This window comes from Arenibacter sp. F20364, assembly GCF_023015905.1.
Lineage (GTDB): Bacteria > Bacteroidota > Bacteroidia > Flavobacteriales > Flavobacteriaceae > Arenibacter.
On record NZ_JALKBD010000034.1, the window covers coordinates 19163 to 39621 of the forward strand.

The window sequence follows — 20459 nt, forward strand, 5'->3', positions numbered from 1 at the left end:
GAAACAACGCTCTATAGTTTGTTGGAGCTTGCTTAAAAGAGGGTTTTTTTGACCAATTCAAAATATCTGGCGCTGACGGGAATCGTAGCTTTTTCAATAGTCAAATCCTTTCCCTTTAGTGCGCTTACCTTATTTTTGTTGATGATATAGGATCGGTGTACCCTCATAAAAAATTCTGCGGGTAGTTTTTTTTCCAAAGCCGTTAAGCTCTGATTGCTCATGATTTTTCCTTGGGTAGTGTGGTAAATAACGTATTCGCTATCGCTTTCAATAAAAAGAATGTTATCAAAGCTAAGTTTATGAAGGTCGTATCCGGATTTCACCACGATGGAATCCTCCAATTCTTCATTTTTGGTCGTAACTTTATTTACCGCCTTAAGAAATCGTTCAAAGGTGATCGGTTTAAGAAGGTAGTCCAACGCATTCAGTTCAAAACCCTCCAAGGCGTATTCGGAATAGGCCGTAGTAAAGATAATCTTAGTGCTGTCCTGAATCATTTTTGCAAAATCGGTACCCTTAATTTCGGGCATTTGAATGTCCAGAAAAAGAAGCTCTATTTCTTTTTGCTTTAGAATGCCTATGGCGTCCAATGGGTTGTCGAAATCGGCCACCAATTCCAAAAAAATTACTTTTTCAATATAGGTTTTAAGCAGGCTTCTTGCCAATTCCTCATCATCTACGATTAAACATTTAATGGTTTTCATCCAGACCTATGTGTAGTTGTACTTTAAAAGTAGTCAATTCTTTTTGAATCGTTAAGGTATGCTTTTTGGGATATAGTAGCTCCAATCTTTTTTTTACGTTTTCCAGACCAATTCCTCCAACCTTATCCTTGTTCAATGGTTCTTTTGGAGTGCTGTTTTCAATTTCAAAATCAATTTTTCCGTCATCGGAAAAGATGCTGATTTTTAAAAATGCATCGGATATCTTTTCCAAATTGCCATGTTTTAAGGCATTTTCAACAAAGGGAATGAACAACATAGGAGCCACTTGCACCGCAGGGTTTGCTATCTGAAATTCAGTATGTATAGGATAAGTTTTACTGCTTTTTAGGGTGTACATCGCTAAATAATCCTTTATATAATCTATCTCTTTGCTTAGGGGAACAAAGGGTTGTTCACATTCGTACAAGACATAACGAAGCATATTGGACAAGGTGCTGATACCTTTTTGGGTCTTATCGGAATTGGTAACCGAAAGCGCGTAAATATTGTTTAACGAATTGAATAAAAAATGTGGGTTGATCTGCGATTTTAACAGTTTCAGTTCAGTCTGTAAATTCTCATTCTTATTACGGATGGTTTCTTCTTCCTTCTTTTGGGCAAACAAAAAAGTCTCCACAAAGGTAGCCAGCACGTATGCAATGGACAAAACTAGGAAGTTGATCAAAAATTGAGGTGGCGCAATGGGGCGCATTTTAGGGGGTGGGCCCATCTCTCGGGGAGGAGGTCCTTCAACCAGCCCTCTAAAGGAATCCGAAATAACGGCGGCGCAGATAACGATCAGAACCATGGAGACTATGATAAAGGAAACATACTTTTTTTTGAACAAAAGTGCGGGCGCGGTATAATAGATCAAAAATGCTACAACCAAAATTTGCAGAAGAAAGGAAGGTGCGTTCCTTTGAGCAAAGCGAACATCATCTGTTATTAGCAACCAGGCCATTAGCCAAACTGCTAGCCATAGCATAGTGTGAAAAAGAAAGCGTTTTGTTTTGTCCATGGTACAAATAAACGGAAATATTTTTCATCCCGAGGTGAAAATAGGCCTTCCATAACGGTCCAAACTAAAAGTTCACTGACCCAAACATCCCATTCGCTTAAAACCTGTATTGATTGGCTGAAACGAGCCGTTTTGCATTCAACCATTGGCCATCTTTGTAGTCCAAATAGTGAACTTTAAAAACAATAATAATGAAAAAGATGATATTAAAATCAGCAGTGTTAACCACAATGGTAACCTTATTTTTTAGCGCTAATGTTAGTGCGCAACGGTCTCAGGGGGGACAGGGACAAAAAGAACCACCCTCTGTAGATGAGATTTTTGAGGAAATGGACAAGGATGAGGACGGAAAACTTTCCAAAGAGGAATTAAAAGGACCCATTAAAAATGATTTTACCAAGATAGACACCGATGAGGATGGTTTTATAAGTAAAGAGGAGTTAGAGAAAGCGCCAAAACCTAAAGGACGTAAACGTGAATAGGACTACGACCCAATTGTAAAATTTAAAGCAACAACAATGAAAAACATACTATCACTTTTAGTTATAAGCACGGTGATTCTCGTTTCTGGGAGCAACTGTAGTAATGACAGTGCACAGGGAACCGTCGAAGCCGAAGACAGCGGTACAATTGATATGTCTATGGTTGTAAATGTTGATGCTTCACTGTTCCTTACAAATGATGGGTCCGTTACCATTACTACGGTACCTTGTACCTTGTCCGATGGTACCGAGACCGATTGCTATCAAATTGTTACCGGTAGTTTGCCTTCGGATCATGCCATGGGTCCTTGGTGTCCAGATAATATTGCAGATAACGCAGAAGCAGGAGGGATTTGGCTTGAGGGTGGGGAAGTATATGATGTGGATGGAGCCTTTATTGAAAATATGGCGACATTTTACAACGATTCCAATTGGTTAATGTATGATACCAACGGTGATGTTTATGTGACAGATACGGAAGAAGATTGTATTAATGCGGCCAACCCGAATGTGGGTGCTGAATACGAAAACTTTTGTGTAGAGTGCCTTCCTTCGTATATAATCGATCTAGCCCAAACCTGGACAATACCAATAACTCCTGTAATCCAGGACAATGCTGTTATGTTTACTACTGCGGGAGGAGGACCCCCAGGAGCAGGCAATACGGCTCCATCGACTCGTGGAGTAGCTTTGAACGGTATTGAGTTTTCCGCTCCCGCACCTGTCGATAATATTTTGGCGGCTTACACCCTTGCGCCTTTTGATGATGCCGGTGGACATATCAATGTACATCAGGGCTACCACTACCATGCAGCTACAGGATTCAGTACAAACGTGGAACAGGAAGATGGGCATTCAGCTTTAATAGGGTACGCTTTGGACGGGTTTGGAATATATGAATTGGTTGATGCCGAAGGCAGTTCGCCCTCGGATTTGGATGAATTACGGGGTCACGAAGATGATACCAGAGGATATCATTACCATGTAGACGAGGCAGGTAATAATAACTTTATAAATGGGTTAAAGGGAGCTTACGTCAACTGAAAAACAGTAGAAAAGAGGCATGGGCATACATGCTTACAAACTGAAGGGGTTATTGGTGAAATCGCAGATGCATTTAAAAAACTGAAATCAATTATTTATGATGTTAATAATTTCTTCAGTCACTTAAAACAAATAAATATAGTCAGATGAAAAAATATAGGTTTTTGCTCTTGGCAGTATGGTTGTCAATGGCAAGTTTTGCCCATAGTCCCGATGTATCGACCACAATGTTGGTAGAAACGGAAAATAACAGTTGGGTCTTGCAGATAAGTGCTTCCTTAACTGCTTTTCAGCAGGAAATACGGACGCATTATGCTGAAACTCCTTATCAAACACCAGAGGAGTTTCAACAAATGGTATTGGAACATATCAAAAATAATTTTCAAATTAGTTTTAATGGGGGAGAACATATTTCTTTCAAGAATGGAACTGTAAAGTTGGGTCATGAAACCATGGTGGTTTTTGAAGTCTTGGGTATTCCGTCGGAAATAAATTCGGTATTGGTGAAAAATACAGCCTTTAAAGACATCCATAGAAACCAAAGTGCCCTAGTTCTGATAAAGGAAGGATTAAGCAAAGAACACTTTGTTTTAAATAATGCCAATAATCATAGCCTGTCATTGACGGCAATTGGAAACGAGTTTGTGGAAGTAGGCAAAAATGAGGCCGGCTTATTCTCGAGCAGTACAGGAATAATTTTATTGGGTGTTGCAGCGATAGTGGTTTTGGGAATGCTTGTTTTGGGTGTAGGCTATTTAATGAAAAAGCCCAATCGCTCCAAAAAAGTGGCACTTACCATACTTCGCTGATTGCCAATTGTTGAACAAAATGCTTTGTTGCAATAGTGGGTGGAGGGGGAATTAACAGGTAAATTTTTATGTTTCCCGTATCACTTCGGAAATAAGAAAATCTATAAATAAATCAGTTGATATGAAAAAAGAAGTAAGAGTGAATAAAAATTTTATGACAATAGTAATGGGTGTGGCCTTGTTGTTAATGGCCATTGTTGCATGTAGCTCTGATAGTGTTGATGAGGTGGGGCTTGAAGAGGAGGTGGCAACAGAATTGCACGCAGCCTTTTCTGCCTTTAATTCAGATGCTACCACCATTTATTTGGACGGATCCAATGTAGTAATAGAAACTACGGGTTTACCCGATCATGAAACGGTGTATTGGGGAGAAGGCAATTCCCTTTATAAAGAGGAGCCAGATGTCGATAGGACCCCAAGTATCATGTCCAGCAATAATAATGCTACTACTATTACCGTCGATGCCACTCCCAACCTAACGGGAAATACAGTAGCTACACAATTGAACACTATTGGCATAGCAGTAAGTGGGGCTTCCATTTTCAATGATCAAGAAGGGGGAGGCCCATTAAACCAAGCAGCTGCTAGTTTGGATTGGACTGGAGCCCATATAGGCCCTGGGGTTTATCATTATCACTTGGAGCCAAAGGCTTTCACCGATGACGATGAGAAACTGGTGGGGATACTCTTGGACGGGGTTTTTCTTTACGGCAGAAAGTGTACTTCCACAGGGGCCTACCCAACAGATTTGGATGCTTCTGGAAGACACACAACTGCAACCCAGTATACCGATGGTGAGGAGGAGTATCATTACCACATCATTAATGAATTGTATTCAACGACAGGATCTTATCTGGCTTTTGCCGGTCCATATCAGGGGTATTAATAAAAGACGATGCGACCATTAATCCTATTGTTCTATACGGCCTTCTTTCTGTTAAATTGTAAGCAGGCACCTAGCGGTACTCGTGAAGGGGGAAAGCCTGTGGCAATCAATTCTGTTGAGGTGTTAAAAAAGGACCTGGTCCTTAACCAAATAGAAGGCAAATGGTATTATAAAAACCAGGCTTACAATGGCTATTCGCTCAAATTTCACTCCAATGACACCTTGGCCGAAAGATTGGGTTTTCTAAATGGTAAAAGGGAAGGTGTGGCAAGAAGATGGTCCGAAAATGGAGTGCTTAGGGTAGCATCTACCTATCGTCAAAACAAGTTGGTAGGGGTGTATAAAAGCTGGTGGGAAAACGGGGTACTGGCGGAAGAATCCAATTACGTAAATGGTTTAAAGCAAGGTGAGGAAAAGCAATGGTATGCTACCGGGCAATTGTCCAAGGTAAGGCAATTGGTGGAAGGGAAGGAAGAAGGCTTGCAAAAGGCCTGGTTGCCGAACGGAACCTTATATGTTAATTATGAGGCCAAAAACGGACGCATTTTTGGTATGCTCAGGGCTAATTCATGTTATAAATTAGAAGATGAAGTTGTTGTTAGGGATTAAGAAGATTGGGGTGGTTTTATTTTGTTTGTTGGCACTTCTTGTTAGTTGCAAAAAACAAGTAAAAAAGGAGACCGTTGAAGTGGTGGAGACCAGTAGGGTGGAATACCTTCCCTACTACAGCGATGAATCCTTTACCCCATATTGGATAACGCCCGATAGTGAGGAGGAAAAAAGTTTTCATAAAATCCCGGATTTCCAACTGCTGAATCAACTAGGGGATACTGTTTCCCAAACGACTTTTGATGACAAGATCTATATAGCGGATTTCTTCTTTACTACCTGTCCCGGTATATGTTTAAAGATGACCGGGAATATGGAAAAAGTACAGGAAGCATTTAAGGATGACCCGGAGGTATTGTTGCTATCACATTCGGTAACCCCTTCTGTAGATTCGGTTCCGGTACTTAAAAACTATGCCGAAAAAAATGGGGTAAAGGATAATAAATGGCATTTGGTTACGGGAGACAAAACGGAAATTTACAATTTGGGAAGAATTCAATATTTTGTAGAAAATGATATGGGGGTACCAAAGGATATAAACGACTTTTTACACACGGAAAACTTTTTGCTTATAGATAAGAACAAGCATATTAGAGGTATTTATAATGGGTTGAACAGGGCTTCCATAGCCCAGCTCATTACGGATATCAAAGCTTTAAAATTGGAGTAATTGCTATGCGTTTATTTGCAAAAATTCGACGGGGCTTCATATTTTCTGGAAAGTTCAAAAGCTATCTGCTCTACGCTTTTGGAGAAATATTCCTGATCGTTATAGGTATCTTGATCGCATGGAAAATCAACGATTTAAATGAAATCAGGAAAAACCGGATAGTGGAGATGAAAGTCTATCACAGTTTGTATGAAGAATTGAACATCAATTTGAAAGTTCTTAATGAGGGCATTGTCAAGTACTCCAACAATGTTAACAGATTGGAAGCTACCTTAAACTATGTTGGGCTGGCTCCCGAAAAAATTACAAGAGGGGCCAAGGATACTATAGTGCACATTAATTATGCGCCAATGGTCTTGTTGGATGGAGCCTTAAATTCGGTTATAAGTACTTCTAAATTTGAGATTATAGAAAGCGATTCTTTAAAAACCCTTATCGCCAATTACCCCACGGAAATTGCGGAATTTAAGATAACAGACGCAAAGATCAACGATATAGTCGTCAATCATTTGCAGCCGGTATTGGAAAAGCATCTTGCCTTGGTAGATATACTACCACAGGAAAACCCTAAGTACAATAAAATTAGAGACTTTGGAAGAGTGTCCAATTATTTCACATTACTTAATACAAAGGAATATCAAAACGCCTTGGTGGATAGATTGCTGCAAACTGAAAACCTTTTGATCCAGGCCAAAAAATTAAGGAATAGGACCTAGGTCATGGGCATAAAATTAAGACAGGAGCTAGGGTATCCTTCTGAAAATTTATAGTAGTGCCACTTTGTTGACCAGTAAGCGGTAGATGATATAATTACCTGCCTACAGCGCGGATTGCTTAAGGAATCCAGAAAGCGAGGATTTAGTAAGTGATAATCCTATTAAAGAATAGTGGTTTACTCCCCTTAGTAAATTTTGTTAGATTTAAAAGGGAGGTCGTTTCTCCCTTTTTTTGTGCATTTTGATGTGAATCCGGAAAAATCAAGAAGTCATTTAAAAAGGACCCATGGCATTTTACAAATTTGATCCATGCATTCGTTCTTGGAATGAAGTTCAGATGGCTTAAAACTTTCCAGAACATGGACATCAAAAACAGCTTAATTATGTCATTAATTAATGCTAAAAGCTATCTTTTGGTTTTAAAAGTTAATTTTACGGAATTTAAGTTTTAAAACTAATAAAACATGATGAAAATGAAATTCTTTGTAGCTGTTCTAGGCTTAGCATTATTAACCATCACCAGTTGTAAGAATAAGACAGAAGATAAAAAAGTGGTTAGTACGGAAAGAGCTAATATTCTTTTTATAATGTCAGATGATCATACCGCACAGGCCTGGGGTATTTACGGTGGAATTTTAAAAGATTATGTGCACAATCCCAATATAAAGCGATTGGCAGCCGAAGGCTGTGTTTTGGAGAATTGTTTGGTGTCCAATTCCATTTGCACTCCCAGTAGGGCAACAATCCTTACAGGGCAGTATAGTCATATAAACGGGGTTACTACATTGGGTGCAGGTTTATCCCCAAACCACAATAATATTGCTAAGGAGTTGCAAAAAGGGGGTTATGCCACCTCCGTAATCGGGAAATGGCATTTAAAACAAGAGCCGGGAGGATTTGATTATTATGCCGTACTTCCAGGGCAAGGGGATTATTGGAACCCAAGATTGAAAACAGCGGACAATTGGGAGGACTACTACGGAGGAGGTAAAGTAGTGGAAGGTTTCAGTACCGATATCATTGCCGATAAAACTATGGAATGGATAGAAAATAGGGACAAATCCAAACCCTTTATGGCCATGTGCCATTTTAAGGCGACCCATGAACCCTATGATTACCCGGAACGATTTAGTCATCTATATCGGGATGAGGAAATCCCTGTACCCGATTCTTTTTATGATCAAGGAGCTGAAACTACTGGGCGTGTCTTTAAGGGGCAATCTATAGACAACCTACAAAAACGCTATTTGGCCGCCACTGCCGATCCTGAATTGAGAAAGGATTATATGGCTTATCCGGAATTGCCTTTCTCCGTAGATGGGTTAAGTGCGGATGAGGCAAGAATGAAGACCTATCAGAAACTTGTAAAGGATTTTATGCGCTGTGGAGCTGCCATTGATGACAATATTGGCAGATTGTTGGATTATTTGGAAAAATCTGGGTTGGCAGAAAATACCATCGTTATTTATACCGCCGATCAGGGTTATTTCTTGGGGGAACACGGTTGGTTCGACAAGCGTTTAATTTATGAGGAATCTATTCACATGCCCTTTGTAATAAGGTACCCAAAAGAGATTCCAGCTGGTACCCGAAATGCCGATATCATAGAAAATGCCGATTTCTCGGCCCTCTTTGCCGATTATGCTGGCATAGATTATCCTGATACCATGCAAGGCCATAGTTTTCGGGAAAACCTAAAAGGTAATACCCCGGCAGATTGGCGAAAGCATGGCTATTATAGGTACTGGGACCATAGCAAGGACAGGCCAGGCCATTTCGGAATTAGGGGAGAGCGCTATAAGCTTGCTTTCTATTATGGAAACGGACTTAAGGTGAATGGATACAGTGAAGAGGAGCAACCGGATAAATACTGGGAATTTTTTGACTTGGTAAAGGATCCCAATGAACTTTATAATGCATATGCCGATTCAGATTATCAGGATATTATTTCCGAAATGAAAACCGAAATTCTTAAACAGCGTAAAATGCTTGGCGATCTTGATGAAGGCAATGAGGAAATTCATCAAATCATTGCTGACCATTGGAATGATTAGTAGAATTCTAGTTATTCAGACCACCTAATAGCTATCAAAAGGCTGAATCCTATTTTGATAAGTTATAAGCCCAAAAATGAAAAGAATTGGGTCTTATGGCTTTCTCCTATAGGAATACGGGTGTCGTTGATTACGATTCGGTTCCTTTGTATGGTCTTGATCACATTAACGTTGACGACGAAAGATTTGTGTACTCTTATGAATTGATATTGCGGCAGTTTTTCCATAAGATCCTTAAAGCTTAAAAGTGTTAAGATGGTCTTATTGGTACCTGCAATATGTATTTTTAAATAATCTTTTAGTCCCTGGATATATTCAATATCATCCAAGTTTATTTTAATATTCTCGTGTTCGGATTTTACAAAGATAAATTTTTGGGAATCATTGTTGTTCCCCCCAAAGGAAGGAAAAATATTGGCCACGGCCGGTTTTTCCTTTTTTGACAAAATTTCTTTGGTTCTTGAGATGGACTTTATAAATCTATGATAGGGAATCGGCTTCACCAAGTAATCAACTGCGTTAAGTTCAAAACCTTCCACGGCATATTGGGTATAGGCTGTAGTAAAAACAAATAATGGCCTGTTTTCCAAAGCGTTTATAAATTCCAGACCGCTGATTTGGGGCATTTCAATATCACAAAAAATTAAATCAACTTTTTTTTCCTTAATAACTGTTATGGCATCCAAAGGATTGGTATAAGTGCCTACTACTTCGGTAAAGTCTATTTTTTTGCAATAGTCTGTCAATACATCTATAGCCAAAGGCTCGTCATCAATTATTATGCAATTCATAGTTCTTGAAATTTAAGGTTAAATTTACCTCATAGGTCTTTCCATCATCCGCTATAAGCAATACGTGGGCATGGGGATACAAATAGTTTAATCTGTTTTTTACATTTTCGAGGCCTACTCCGCTACTTTTTGATTTAGCTTTAAAAGTTCCAATTATGTTCGTTACCTGTAGATGTATAGACTCATTATTTATGGAAAGGTTTATTTTAACAAATGTTTTTCCGTTATAATCGGTCCCGTATTTGAAGGCGTTTTCAATAAAGGAGATAAATAAAAGTGGAGGGACAAATTTCCCCTTTTCCTCCCCGGATATTTTGAGCGTCACATTTTCACTACTGGCCAGTCGAAGTCGCTGCAATGCTACGTAGCTCTTAATGTATTCCAATTCCTTGGCAAGGGGCACTAGTCTTTTGTCCGCCTCGTAGAGCATATACCGCATAAGTTCCGATAGATTGATAACCGCTTCGGAGGTATCGGGAGATTGTTTTACAGAAAGCGAATAGATAGTATTTAATGAATTAAAAAGAAAATGCGGGTTTAATTGGGTCTTTAAAAATTGAAGTTCTGATTGTATTTTTTCTTTCTCCACCAATTTCCGGAGGTCTTCGTTTTTTTGCCATTCCGTATACACCTTCAACATTGTTCCGAAAATATAGGGAACGGCGAAAATAATGGTCGTCATCAATAAAAAACGAAAAGCTCTAGGGCCATTATCCGTAAATGGGCGCATACGGGCCGCCCGTCTGGGAAGGTCGTCGGGTCCCATAGGGGGATGTACTAAATTGGACAAGATACCTGCGGCCAATAACAGTAGAACAGATAGGCTAATATAGGTCCACATACGATCCTTCAGTAATAATTTTGGTGCCAGATAATAATAATTGAGGTAGAAGAGTGCTATGGCCAAAAGTAATTTTGCACCTAAGCCGTATGGAATTGTCTTAGACTCTGATAGGAAAGGAAAAAACAGCAAAATGGATAGTGTGGACCATAATAGGGTATGAACAAGCCATTGTGGGATATTTTTCTTGTCAAAAGCCATACGCTGCTTTATTTTGAGTTAAATTCAGGAATTTGCAGTTCCTTCAATTCTGAAAGTGTCAAGATTGGACTCTCTTTTCTTAATAATTTGGTGATAACCCTATTGGCGGTAAGCTCTGCATCCTCAGCTGTTGTAAACGGCTTTTTTCCTTCTAAAATTGGAATATACTCCTGTATAATAAGTACTTTGTCCTCTAGTGCTATTTGATATCCGTAGCCATTCCCTACCTTAAATGTTTCGGAATGGAGCTGCATTTTACTTTTTGTTGAACCTAAAGAATAATTTGATAGGCTCAAAAACAAAAATCCGGATACCACCGCTATCAAAATGTATATTACTAGAATTCTTTTCATTTTTTTAAACTTTAAAAGAGCTATGCTAAACAGCACAGCCCTTTTTGCTAATCAATAAGTAAACAAAATCAAAATCACTAATCTTCGTCGTCGTATTCGTCATAAGGTAAAAATTCCTCCAAATCATCCAAATAAAGGCTACCTGTACGGCCTAGGCCTATAAATGCCCGTACGTTATTGGAGAATACCACTGCATCCTGTCTGGATGTTCTTTCAAAATCTGTTTTGGATTCCCAAGTATCTGTACTAGGGTCATATTCCCAAATAGATTGTAAGGTTCCCCCATAGGTTCCTGTGGCTATATATCCATAGTCATTTAGGGTAAAACCCAAGGCATTGCTTCGAACAATACTATAATCATCCTCTTCGTCCAAATCCAATTTCTGTGTCCAACTTTCTGTGGCGGGATCAAAAGCCCAAAAGTCATTCAAATAAATTCCATTGGAAACCCCAGTTCCCATATATGCAGTTTCACCTATGGTAAAGGTGGTTGCAGCCCTTCTTTTGTCACCACCAAAGCCTACTAACTCGGACCAGCTATCGGTAGATGGGTCGTATTTCCAAAAATCCTTCCTATCGTTGTCACCGTCAAAACCGGTACCAAAATAGCCATAGCCGTTTATTCCAAATGCAATAGCACTTCGTCTTGGGGTAGATGGGAAGGATGCGATTGCCGTCCATGTATTGGTGCTTGTGTCGTAAGAATAAAAATCCGACAGTTCGTCAAGACCATCATAACCAGATCCTATATATCCCTTGTCATTTATGGCAAAGCCTACTGCGGCATTCCTTGCTGTTCCTGGGAAATCGGCTTTTTGTGACCAATAATCACCATCCATATCATAGGCCCAAAAGGAGGTTAGGTAATCATCGCCATCATAACCTACACCACTATATCCAATGTTTCCAATGGTGAAATAGGCACTACCACTACGGGGACTCCCATCAAATACAGATTTGTCTATCCAGTTTCCTAGATCTTCATCCTCATCGTCGCTAGAGCAACTGGCCATTAAGCAAAGTGTTAAGCTAGCCATAGTTAACATTCTAATGTGGTTTACCCTTTCCTTCATATTATAAATGTATTTCATTAGTTATTTTTTTTTCAAAACTAGATGGGGAACATGGTGTTTGAAACTTAAATAGATAAAGTCTGCTATTTAACATATGAAAACGGAGATTTTATCTACGAATGGAGGAGGGTATTTAATAGCTAAAATTCCCCATTTGGTCTTATAAGTTAATGGGTTGGTCTATTGGGGTTTCCGGGCTAGGGAAACGCATTTACTTTTGGTATCAAATTAACGAACGAATGAGAAAACTCTATGGACTAATAGCCTTGCTGACATTAATGGTTTCATGTAGTGATGATACTATTAATGATTCGGATTTTGTGGCCGGCGGGACATTTACAGACAGTAATGTACGTGTAGTACTAATAGATACCATGAACGTGGAAACCTACACCACGAAGTTTGATAGTCTTGTAACTTCACAGGCCTCCCGCATGCTGATCGGTAAATATATCGATCCCGTTTTTGGAGCCGTTAAGAGTTCGAGTTTTGCCGAAATACTGCCCAATAGCTATTATATTGATCCCGATGCGGTATATGACAGTATTGGCTTCTTTCTGAAATATGACAATTACTACTATAATGACACTCTTAAAAGCAATACCATCCATATTAAGGAATTAAGTGAACTATTATATCCTGCCGATGGGAGTGATTTCTATAATACTAGCAAGGTAGGTTTTTTGGAGGAGGATTTAGGGTCATTAACCTATACCCCAAGACCCTTTGAGACAGATTCACTGTATATTAAATTGAGCGACATCCTAGGGGCCGACATTTTTGAGCAGTTGCAACAAAAGAATATTACTAATACCGAGGAATTTAGGGATTACCTTCACGGGATAACCTTACAACCGGGCGAAGACGATGATGGTTCCATAGTAGGTTTTTCCTTTGCTACCAGTGTAATGAGGATGTACTACTCTATTTCCGAGGTAGAAAGTCGTACACAGTATACCATAGATTTTGCCATAAATACGACTAGTATTCCTATCCCATTTTTTAACCAGATGTCAGTGGTTGAAACCAACGAGTACTTAAAGACGCTAACAGATAGGGAAGTAGCCCTCAATAGTTCCGAATCGGATAACCAAAGTTTTATACAATCCGGAATTGGATACACGACCAGGATAGAATTTCCAAATTTAAAAACGCTATTTGATATCCAGGGACAGGGTACCTTGTTGAATGCTGTTCTTAAAATTAAACCAGTTTTGGGATCCTATAATGATGAACTGGCGCTAAGGGACAATTTATCCCTCTTTGTGGTGGATCAGAACAACGATTTAACGGAGCAATTGATGGGGTGGGATAGTTCTGCAATACAAGCCACTTTGAACCGTGACGGTGAAGAATACAACGATATTTATTATGAAATACCACTGACCACCTATATAGAAACATTATTGTTGACAGAAAGGGAAACCGGGGATGCCATTATTCTTTTACCAGAGAATTACAATAGCACTGTGGACCGTTTTGTGATAATGGGAAATGAGGGCTCTGACAAAGGTGTAAAATTGGAACTTACCTATGCAATTTATGATGAAGATGAATAAACTTTTTGTAATTTCCCTATTGGTAACTGTTTTATCCGCTAGTCATGTTTTGGCCCAATCCGAAGGCCTCACCAGTTCACCCTATTCCCTGTACGGTCTTGGCGTTATCAATCAGACCAGCATTGGACGGACCAATGGGATGGGGTATTCCGGGATAGCGATGAAATCGGACACCGAAATAAACAATTTAAATCCTGCCAATTTTGCCCTGACACCCCAAAATTCATTTTTTTATGATATTGGGATAAGGGGGAAATATAACAATTATAGCAATAGGACCAATGATGAGGCAAAAACCACGGTCAACTTTTCCAATTTGGCCCTTGCTTTTCGGATAGCGGACAGGCTAGGTGCTGGTATTGCCATGGTTCCATATACCGATGTAGGGTATGCCTTGTTGGGAGTAAAAACCAATATTGAGGGTACAGAAGAATCATTTGAAAGTAATGTTACTGGCCTGGGAGGAATGAGCGATTTAAAGTTGAACCTGGGATATGGCATAACCGATAAATTAAGATTTGGAGCCAGTTTCTCCGTGTTATTCGGAAAAATAGAAGAGAAGGAATCCTTTCTGATCTACAATAGTGCCTTTGTCTCTACGGAGGATACCAATTACAGTGGCGCCCGGTTTGGACTCGGGATGCAATTTGACCTCACCAACAATATCAACATTGGAAGTACTATGCAATTCCCAACCAATCTCAAGGGTAGTGTAAGACGTTCTGTGATCAAAAGTCTTGACGGTGTTGAAATAGACGTGGAAGAGGATGAAAGTGATACAGTTGCGGATTTTAAGATGCCTTTGGAACTGGGGATGGGCTTAAGTACTAATTTTTTAAAGTCCTTTACCCTAAACGCCGATTATAAAAAGAACTACTGGAGTGATACCGAACAAACCGAGAGTTTAGGAGAATATGTTGATCAGGATATCTATGCGCTTGGCTTGGAATTTGTAAAAAACCCTGCCAGTTATAAGTATCAGCAGCGTATTCGTTACAGAGCCGGTTTTAATTATGACACTGGTTATCTGGCCATTAACGACTCTAAAATAGACGGCTATAATTTTACGGCCGGGGTTGGCTTTCCAATTGGTCGGGGTAATAACTCCATGCTTAATTTATCGTATTCCTATGGGTCTAGCGGACAAATAGAAAATATACTTATTAAGGAGAATTACCACACGCTTACCCTGAATTTTAGTCTGGAGGACCTGTGGTTTAGACAACGCAAGACCGACTAATAATGGTCAATTGACTTTTGATAGTTTATTACGTTTTTTGTGGGAATGTTATCAGGTCGAGCAGGTCTTTCGGCCAAACTGTCGCAACCCGGGAGAGGCCTCATTTTAAAGATATAAGTGTCCAAAACCTCTCGTATACGCTCCAGGAGACAGAAACAGTAACTTTGATTAATTGATAATTAGTTATTTGAATTTCATTCAAAGTTGAACCGACCTTAACTACTGGCAGGTCACAATGAAGAATAAACATGGCACGGAATTGTTATGACGGAACCAACCACGCTTTTTTGGCGGGGTTTATGTTTGATACTCCCAACCTATACCTGGTTTCTTCAGGAGTCTAGAACTTACACCGGAGTTAAATGTTATTCTTTGGGAAAACTGGAATGGCGGTTTCTTAAGTGAAGATTTCAAAGTAAAAAAATCAATCCAAGCTATTTTTGGCAATGTAGTTCAAAAAGTCGGGCTTATAATTTTCCGAAACCGTAATCCGTTGGTTCCCAATTATGATCTGACTGCGTTCTATAACATCGATAGCCTGTAAGGAAACTATAAAAGAGCGGTGGACACGCATAAATTTATCTTTTGGAAGTTCCTCCTCCAAGCTTTTGAGGTTCATTAAGGTTAGGATGGCCTTGGGCTGGCCTTTAAGCCAAATTTTGATATAGTCTTTCAATCCCTCAAAATACAAAACTTCATCCAGATTGATCTTTAGTTGCTTGTATTCGGATTTAACGAACAGGAACTTTTTGTCGGCGGAGGTGGCTTCCTTGCCGCTACCCTTTGCCAAGGCAAACCAATCCTTGGCCTTAGTTGCGGCGATCAAAAATTCCTCGTAGTCGAACGGCTTTAGTAAATAGTCCAAAGCTTCAACCTTATAACCTTCAAGGGCATACTCGCTAAAGGCTGTGGTAAAGATGACGCGGGTACTTTTGGGGATTAGTTTCGATAATCCAATCCCTGTGAGATCTGGCATTTGTATGTCCAAGAAAAGTAGGTCAACTTTCTCTGTTTCCAGGATACCTAAAGCTTCTATGGCACTATCGCATTTACTTTTTAGTTCCAGGAAGGGTGTTTTTAGAACGTATCCCTCTATCAGCTGCAATGCCATGGGTTCATCGTCTACAACAATACAGCTTATCTTATTCGGGTTCATTTCAATTAAATTTCAAGGGTTAACACGGCGGTAAAGATTTCGTCCTTGACTTGATAAACAAAGCTATGACTATCTGGATATAACAATTGCAGTCTTTTTCTTAGATTTTCCAATCCAATGCCGGAACCGCTTTTATCCGAATCGCTTTTGGGCAGATTATGGTTTTTTGCTGTAAATACTAGAAAGGTATCCGTTATTTCCATTTTAAAGGACAATGAGGCCTCACTACTGGCAGGAATACCATGTTTAAAGGCGTTCTCTACCAAGGTAATAAATAATAGTGGTACTACTTTAATATTTTGTGGAACTTTGGGAAAGGAATAGGATATGGTTATTTTATCAGAAAATCTTAGTTTCATAAGTTCGATATACTGCGTCATAAAATCAATTTCCTTTTGTAACGCGACTTTCTCGGTATCCGTATCGTACAACAGATACCGCATTAATTTGCCCAAACTGTGAATGGTTTTTTTTGCAGTTTCAGGGGAACTATCTACCAAGGCATAAATGTTGTTAAGGGAATTAAAGAAGAAATGCGGCTGCAATTGATATTTTAGGTGCTGTATCTCTGCTTGTAAATTAATAGTCTGTGCTTCCTTGCGTTCGTTCTCGGATTTGTACCAGCGTTCAGTGGTTTTTAGGGCAACGGAAAATACAATGGGCACCATGGATGCAATCATGTCCACATAATAAAATAGATTTTTCGGAGGTCCTTTGACGTTGGTACGATTAGGGATTAGTTGATCCATTAGTAAACCTTTTAGTTCATGGTTGGTAAAAACGAAAAAGGCAATTAAGCCTAAGTTGATCAATATGAACGCTAAAGCGTTATTCTTAAAAAGAAATTTATCTATAAGATAAAGGTAATTGAAGTAAAAAATAATGGCATAAAAGCAAAGTGGAATCCATGAGTGTATCAGGGTGCGATTAAAGATTTGTTCCTGATCTTGCCCTAAAGAAAGCAAATAGGGCAGACCAATTAATATCACCCAAGTTAAAAGGTGGAGTAAGGGGATTAAATTCTTTTTTTTATTCACTATCATCTACTTTGTACTTATTCATAACGCAATGCGGTGATCGGGTCTAAGGCAGCTGCCTTTCTTGCTGGGTACCATCCAAAGAATATTCCCGTTATGGCACAAACAGCAAATGATATCACAATTGAATAAAGGGCTACACTTGTTGGCCAATGTAAGAATTTCTCAATAAATACAGTGGAACCAAGACCTAGGATTACCCCTAGTAGTCCGCCGGTAATACTAATCAAAATGGCTTCGATCAAAAATTGCATCAATATATCGGAACCTTTGCCGCCTACTGCCATTCGCAGGCCAATTTCCTTAGTCCTTTCTTTTACAGACACATACATGATATTCATGATGCCGATACCTCCTATTAATAATGAAATACTTGCAACTGCCACCAACAGAATGGTTAACATTTCGCTGGTAGAACTAAAAGTAGAAATTAATTCTTCCATAGAACGTACACTAAAATCATCATCTTCATTATCCATTAATTTGTGTTGTGTGCGCAAGATTTGAGTGACTTCTGTTACTGCATCGGGAGCATCATCTTCGCTCACGGCAGAAGCCATGATTTGATTTAAATAATCGATAGCCAATATACGTTTTTGAACTGTTGTATAAGGTGCAATAACTACATCATCCTGATCCTGACCAAAGGTGTTTTCACCTTTTTCCTCTAAAACACCAATGACTTTAAACGGAATATTATTAAATCGAATCATTTGCCCTACAGGTTCTTGACCATCAGGAAAAACATTGTCTACAACAGTTTGCCCAATTACGGCCACTTTTGAAGCCGATTTCACCTCGGCATTCGTAAACATACTTCCACTTTGTAGATCGACCACTTTAATGTTTAAATAGTCTGGATTTACACCATAAATTGTTGATGGCCAGTTATTGGAACCATTAATAATTTGTCCTCCGCCATTTACTACTGGTGTAATATAACTTAACAAAGCAGCTTGTTCTTTTAATACTTCATAATTTTTTAGTGTGAGTGTTTGTACATCACCACCACTACCTCTTGCAGGACCTCTGTCATCTGCCCCAGGTCTAATGGTAATCATGTTGGATCCCATAGCTGAAATGGTAGTTCGAATACTTTCCTTGGAGCCTTCACCAATGGCCAGCATGGCAATTACAGAAGCAACACCAATGATAATACCAAGCATGGTCAACAAGGTTCTCATTTTGTTGAGAACAATAGCCTTAAAAGCGATTTTTATTAGATTTAGTAGTCTCATAATTAATTGTCTTCTGTAGGTAATGAAGCTAATTCAGTAGCCGCTGATTGGATTTTATGGTTAAGATTGTCCTTAATGATGCTCCCATCCTTCAGGACTATAGTTCTATTACTAAAAGAGGCTATGTCAGGCTCATGGGTTACAAAGGTGATAGTAATGCCCTGCTGGTTCAGTTCTTGAAATAAAGACATAATTTCATAAGAGGTTCGGGTGTCCAGATTACCTGTAGCTTCATCAGCGAGGATCATTACAGGATTATTCACTAAAGACCTGGCAATGGCAACCCGTTGCTGTTGTCCTCCAGAGAGTTGAGATGGGGTATGTTGCATACGGTCTCCCAAGCCAACTTTTTCCAAGGCCTTAATGGCTCGTGCCCGGCGTTCTTCAGTGGACACCTTGCTGTTGTACAATAGGGGCAATTCTACATTCTCCAATGCCGAGGTTCTTGCCAGTAGGTTGTAGGACTGGAAAATAAATCCAATTTTTTCGTTTCTAATGGTGGCTAATGCGTTTTTGTCCAAATCTTTTAGCTTAAGGCCATCAATTTCATACGTTCCAGAAGTGGGGCGGTCCAAGCAGCCCAAGATGTTCAACAAAGTACTTTTGCCTGATCCACTAGATCCCATAATGGTTACAAATTCACCTTCCTTAATGGTAAACGAAATGCCCTTTAAAGCGTGGACGGTTTCGTTTCCCATAGTAAACTCCCGCTTTAAATCTTCAATTTTAATGATCTCTTTACTCATGGCTGTTTACTTTTTTTTGTTGGCTCCCGGGGGTTTTGGCATAAAGGGACTTTCACTAGCGCCCTCTGGCGAGGAAAGCTCTGTGTTGCTCTGGGATTTTAAACTATATACCAGCAGATCACCTTCATCAATGCCGCTGACAATCTGTACGTTTACCCCGTCACTGGCTCCTAAAGTGACTTTTTTAGGTGAAATGGACCCGTTTTCTCCCAGGACCCAAACCATGCTGCTGTTTTCATCGTCTTGCCTTGGTTGCCCTTTTGGAGGTTCAACGGTTAAATTTTGTTGTTCATTATAGGCCATCATTACTGGGGGAGTGGGTTTAAAATTGATGGCTTTGGCTTTGGCAGTCAAGACGTCCTTTAACTCCAAGGTATATATGGAAATGGTGGCCGTAAGACCTGGTTTTAATTTTAAATCAGGATTGTCCGCTTTGATTACTACAGTGTAAGTAACTACGTTTGAAGTTACTGTTGGGTCCAATCGTATCTGGGTTACGGTTCCTTCAAATGTTTCCCCCAAATAGGCATCTACGGTAAAAGCTACCCTTTGGCCATCCTTTACTCCGCCTATATCCGCCTCATCTACATCTGCCTCAACCTGCATTTCTTTTAAATCCTGGGCAATGGTAAATAGTGTTGGGGTGCTAAAGCTTGCCGCTACGGTTTGCCCTTCGTCTATGGCCCTGGAGAGCACTACGCCATCTATGGGTGAATAGATATCGGCATAACTTAGATTGGTTCTTGCCCTTTCAAGGTCGGATAAGCGTTGGGTTACGGTGCCTTTTGCTGTTTCAAAATTATATTGGGAGTCATCAAAATCCGACTTACTGATCACCTGATTGTCATATAGTGTTTTTTGTCGGTCATAGATGGTCTGCATGTAATTCCTTTGACTCAAGGCATTATCATAGGCTGCCTGTGCCTGGGTAAGTGCGGCCCTGAGGTTTGTTTTATCCAATTCTGCAATAAGCTGTCCTTCGGTGACCACACTGTTGTAATCCACATATATTCTCTCTACTACACCCGAGACTTGTGTACCTACTTCCACCTGGGTAATAGGTTCTATGGTGCCTGTTGCCGTAACCATAGTGGTAACCTCACCTTTTTTGGCCGCAATAGTCTTGGCTTCTATTACAGCGCTGTTATCGTCTTTTATAAAGCTGTATGCAGCAATAGCTAGTATTACAGATGCGATGCTGCCCAATATGATACTCTTTTTATTTTTCATTT

General features: G+C 39.7%; 21 protein-coding genes. 10 read left to right on the plus strand and 11 right to left on the minus strand.

Annotated features, from left to right (window positions below; all coding sequences use genetic code 11):
• Window positions 1–32: 32 nt before the first annotated feature.
• Both MWU84_RS20190 and MWU84_RS20195 read right to left on the minus strand, forming a co-directional pair.
• Window positions 33–704, minus strand: coding sequence for a LytTR family DNA-binding domain-containing protein (locus tag MWU84_RS20190; protein WP_246905060.1), 672 nt, complete (start codon window positions 702–704; stop codon window positions 33–35).
• Complete coding sequence (locus tag MWU84_RS20195) at window positions 691–1722, minus strand: histidine kinase (RefSeq protein ID WP_246905064.1); 1032 nt, start codon at window positions 1720–1722, stop codon at window positions 691–693. Before MWU84_RS20195 ends, MWU84_RS20190 begins: the two co-directional genes overlap by 14 nt.
• Window positions 1723–1913: 191 nt before the next feature.
• Between MWU84_RS20195 and MWU84_RS20200 the strand changes: the two genes are divergently transcribed.
• The 8 genes from MWU84_RS20200 to MWU84_RS20235 all read left to right on the plus strand — a co-directional run bounded on the left by MWU84_RS20200 (window position 1914) and on the right by MWU84_RS20235 (window position 8992).
• The gene (locus tag MWU84_RS20200; RefSeq protein ID WP_246905066.1) at window positions 1914–2204 is read left to right on the plus strand and encodes an EF-hand domain-containing protein; all 291 of its coding nucleotides are present in this window, start codon (window positions 1914–1916) and stop codon (window positions 2202–2204) included.
• A gap of 36 nt (window positions 2205–2240) precedes the next feature.
• Window positions 2241–3248, plus strand: a complete 1008-nt coding sequence (locus MWU84_RS20205) for a YHYH protein (protein ID WP_246905067.1) — start codon at window positions 2241–2243, stop codon at window positions 3246–3248.
• 146 nt (window positions 3249–3394) lie between these two features.
• Entirely contained in the window at window positions 3395–4057 is a 663-nt protein-coding gene (locus MWU84_RS20210; protein WP_246905068.1) for a DUF6702 family protein, read from the plus strand.
• Between the two features lie 121 nt (window positions 4058–4178).
• Window positions 4179–4943 (plus strand): YHYH protein, encoded by a 765-nt coding sequence (locus MWU84_RS20215; RefSeq protein WP_246905069.1) that lies wholly within the window; start codon window positions 4179–4181, stop codon window positions 4941–4943.
• Window positions 4944–4952: 9 nt separating this feature from the next.
• Window positions 4953–5552, plus strand: a complete 600-nt coding sequence (locus tag MWU84_RS20220) for a hypothetical protein (protein ID WP_246905070.1) — start codon at window positions 4953–4955, stop codon at window positions 5550–5552.
• Window positions 5530–6222, plus strand: coding sequence for an SCO family protein (locus MWU84_RS20225; protein WP_246905071.1), 693 nt, complete (start codon window positions 5530–5532; stop codon window positions 6220–6222). Before MWU84_RS20220 ends, MWU84_RS20225 begins: the two co-directional genes overlap by 23 nt.
• A gap of 5 nt (window positions 6223–6227) precedes the next feature.
• Complete coding sequence (locus MWU84_RS20230; RefSeq protein ID WP_246905072.1) at window positions 6228–6938, plus strand: hypothetical protein; 711 nt, start codon at window positions 6228–6230, stop codon at window positions 6936–6938.
• A gap of 464 nt (window positions 6939–7402) precedes the next feature.
• Window positions 7403–8992, plus strand: a complete 1590-nt coding sequence (locus MWU84_RS20235; RefSeq protein ID WP_246905074.1) for a sulfatase — start codon at window positions 7403–7405, stop codon at window positions 8990–8992.
• 62 nt (window positions 8993–9054) lie between these two features.
• Here MWU84_RS20235 and MWU84_RS20240 read toward each other — a convergent pair whose 3' ends face one another.
• The 4 genes from MWU84_RS20240 to MWU84_RS20255 all read right to left on the minus strand — a co-directional run bounded on the left by MWU84_RS20240 (window position 9055) and on the right by MWU84_RS20255 (window position 12269).
• A complete protein-coding gene (locus MWU84_RS20240) occupies window positions 9055–9783 on the minus strand; it encodes a response regulator (protein WP_246905076.1) in 729 nt (242 codons plus the stop codon).
• Window positions 9764–10825 carry a sensor histidine kinase gene (locus MWU84_RS20245; protein WP_246905078.1) on the minus strand — a complete coding sequence of 354 codons (1062 nt, stop codon included), beginning with the start codon at window positions 10823–10825 and terminating at the stop codon, window positions 9764–9766. Before MWU84_RS20245 ends, MWU84_RS20240 begins: the two co-directional genes overlap by 20 nt.
• An 8-nt stretch (window positions 10826–10833) precedes the next feature.
• The gene (locus MWU84_RS20250; protein ID WP_246905080.1) at window positions 10834–11178 is read right to left on the minus strand and encodes a DUF4907 domain-containing protein; all 345 of its coding nucleotides are present in this window, start codon (window positions 11176–11178) and stop codon (window positions 10834–10836) included.
• A 77-nt stretch (window positions 11179–11255) separates the two neighbouring features.
• Window positions 11256–12269, minus strand: a complete 1014-nt coding sequence (locus tag MWU84_RS20255) for a kelch repeat-containing protein (protein WP_246905081.1) — start codon at window positions 12267–12269, stop codon at window positions 11256–11258.
• Window positions 12270–12490: 221 nt separating this feature from the next.
• Between MWU84_RS20255 and MWU84_RS20260 the strand changes: the two genes are divergently transcribed.
• Together MWU84_RS20260 and MWU84_RS20265 are read left to right on the plus strand one after the other, a co-directional pair.
• Window positions 12491–13810 carry a DUF4270 family protein gene (locus MWU84_RS20260; protein WP_246905084.1) on the plus strand — a complete coding sequence of 440 codons (1320 nt, stop codon included), beginning with the start codon at window positions 12491–12493 and terminating at the stop codon, window positions 13808–13810.
• On the plus strand, window positions 13803–15050 hold the full coding sequence (locus tag MWU84_RS20265; RefSeq protein ID WP_246905087.1) for a hypothetical protein: 1248 nt from the start codon (window positions 13803–13805) through the stop codon (window positions 15048–15050). Before MWU84_RS20260 ends, MWU84_RS20265 begins: the two co-directional genes overlap by 8 nt.
• Before the next feature lie 424 nt (window positions 15051–15474).
• Here MWU84_RS20265 and MWU84_RS20270 read toward each other — a convergent pair whose 3' ends face one another.
• The 5 genes from MWU84_RS20270 to MWU84_RS20290 form a co-directional block, all read right to left on the minus strand.
• On the minus strand, window positions 15475–16206 hold the full coding sequence (locus tag MWU84_RS20270) for a LytTR family DNA-binding domain-containing protein (RefSeq protein WP_246905090.1): 732 nt from the start codon (window positions 16204–16206) through the stop codon (window positions 15475–15477).
• A 5-nt stretch (window positions 16207–16211) separates the two neighbouring features.
• The gene (locus MWU84_RS20275; protein WP_246905093.1) at window positions 16212–16955 is read right to left on the minus strand and encodes a histidine kinase; all 744 of its coding nucleotides are present in this window, start codon (window positions 16953–16955) and stop codon (window positions 16212–16214) included.
• A 305-nt stretch (window positions 16956–17260) separates the two neighbouring features.
• Window positions 17261–18481, minus strand: a complete 1221-nt coding sequence (locus MWU84_RS20280; protein ID WP_246905095.1) for an ABC transporter permease — start codon at window positions 18479–18481, stop codon at window positions 17261–17263.
• A gap of 2 nt (window positions 18482–18483) precedes the next feature.
• Window positions 18484–19227, minus strand: coding sequence for an ABC transporter ATP-binding protein (locus tag MWU84_RS20285; RefSeq protein WP_246905097.1), 744 nt, complete (start codon window positions 19225–19227; stop codon window positions 18484–18486).
• A gap of 6 nt (window positions 19228–19233) precedes the next feature.
• A complete protein-coding gene (locus MWU84_RS20290; RefSeq protein ID WP_246905099.1) occupies window positions 19234–20457 on the minus strand; it encodes an efflux RND transporter periplasmic adaptor subunit in 1224 nt (407 codons plus the stop codon).
• Window positions 20458–20459: the final 2 nt, after the last annotated feature.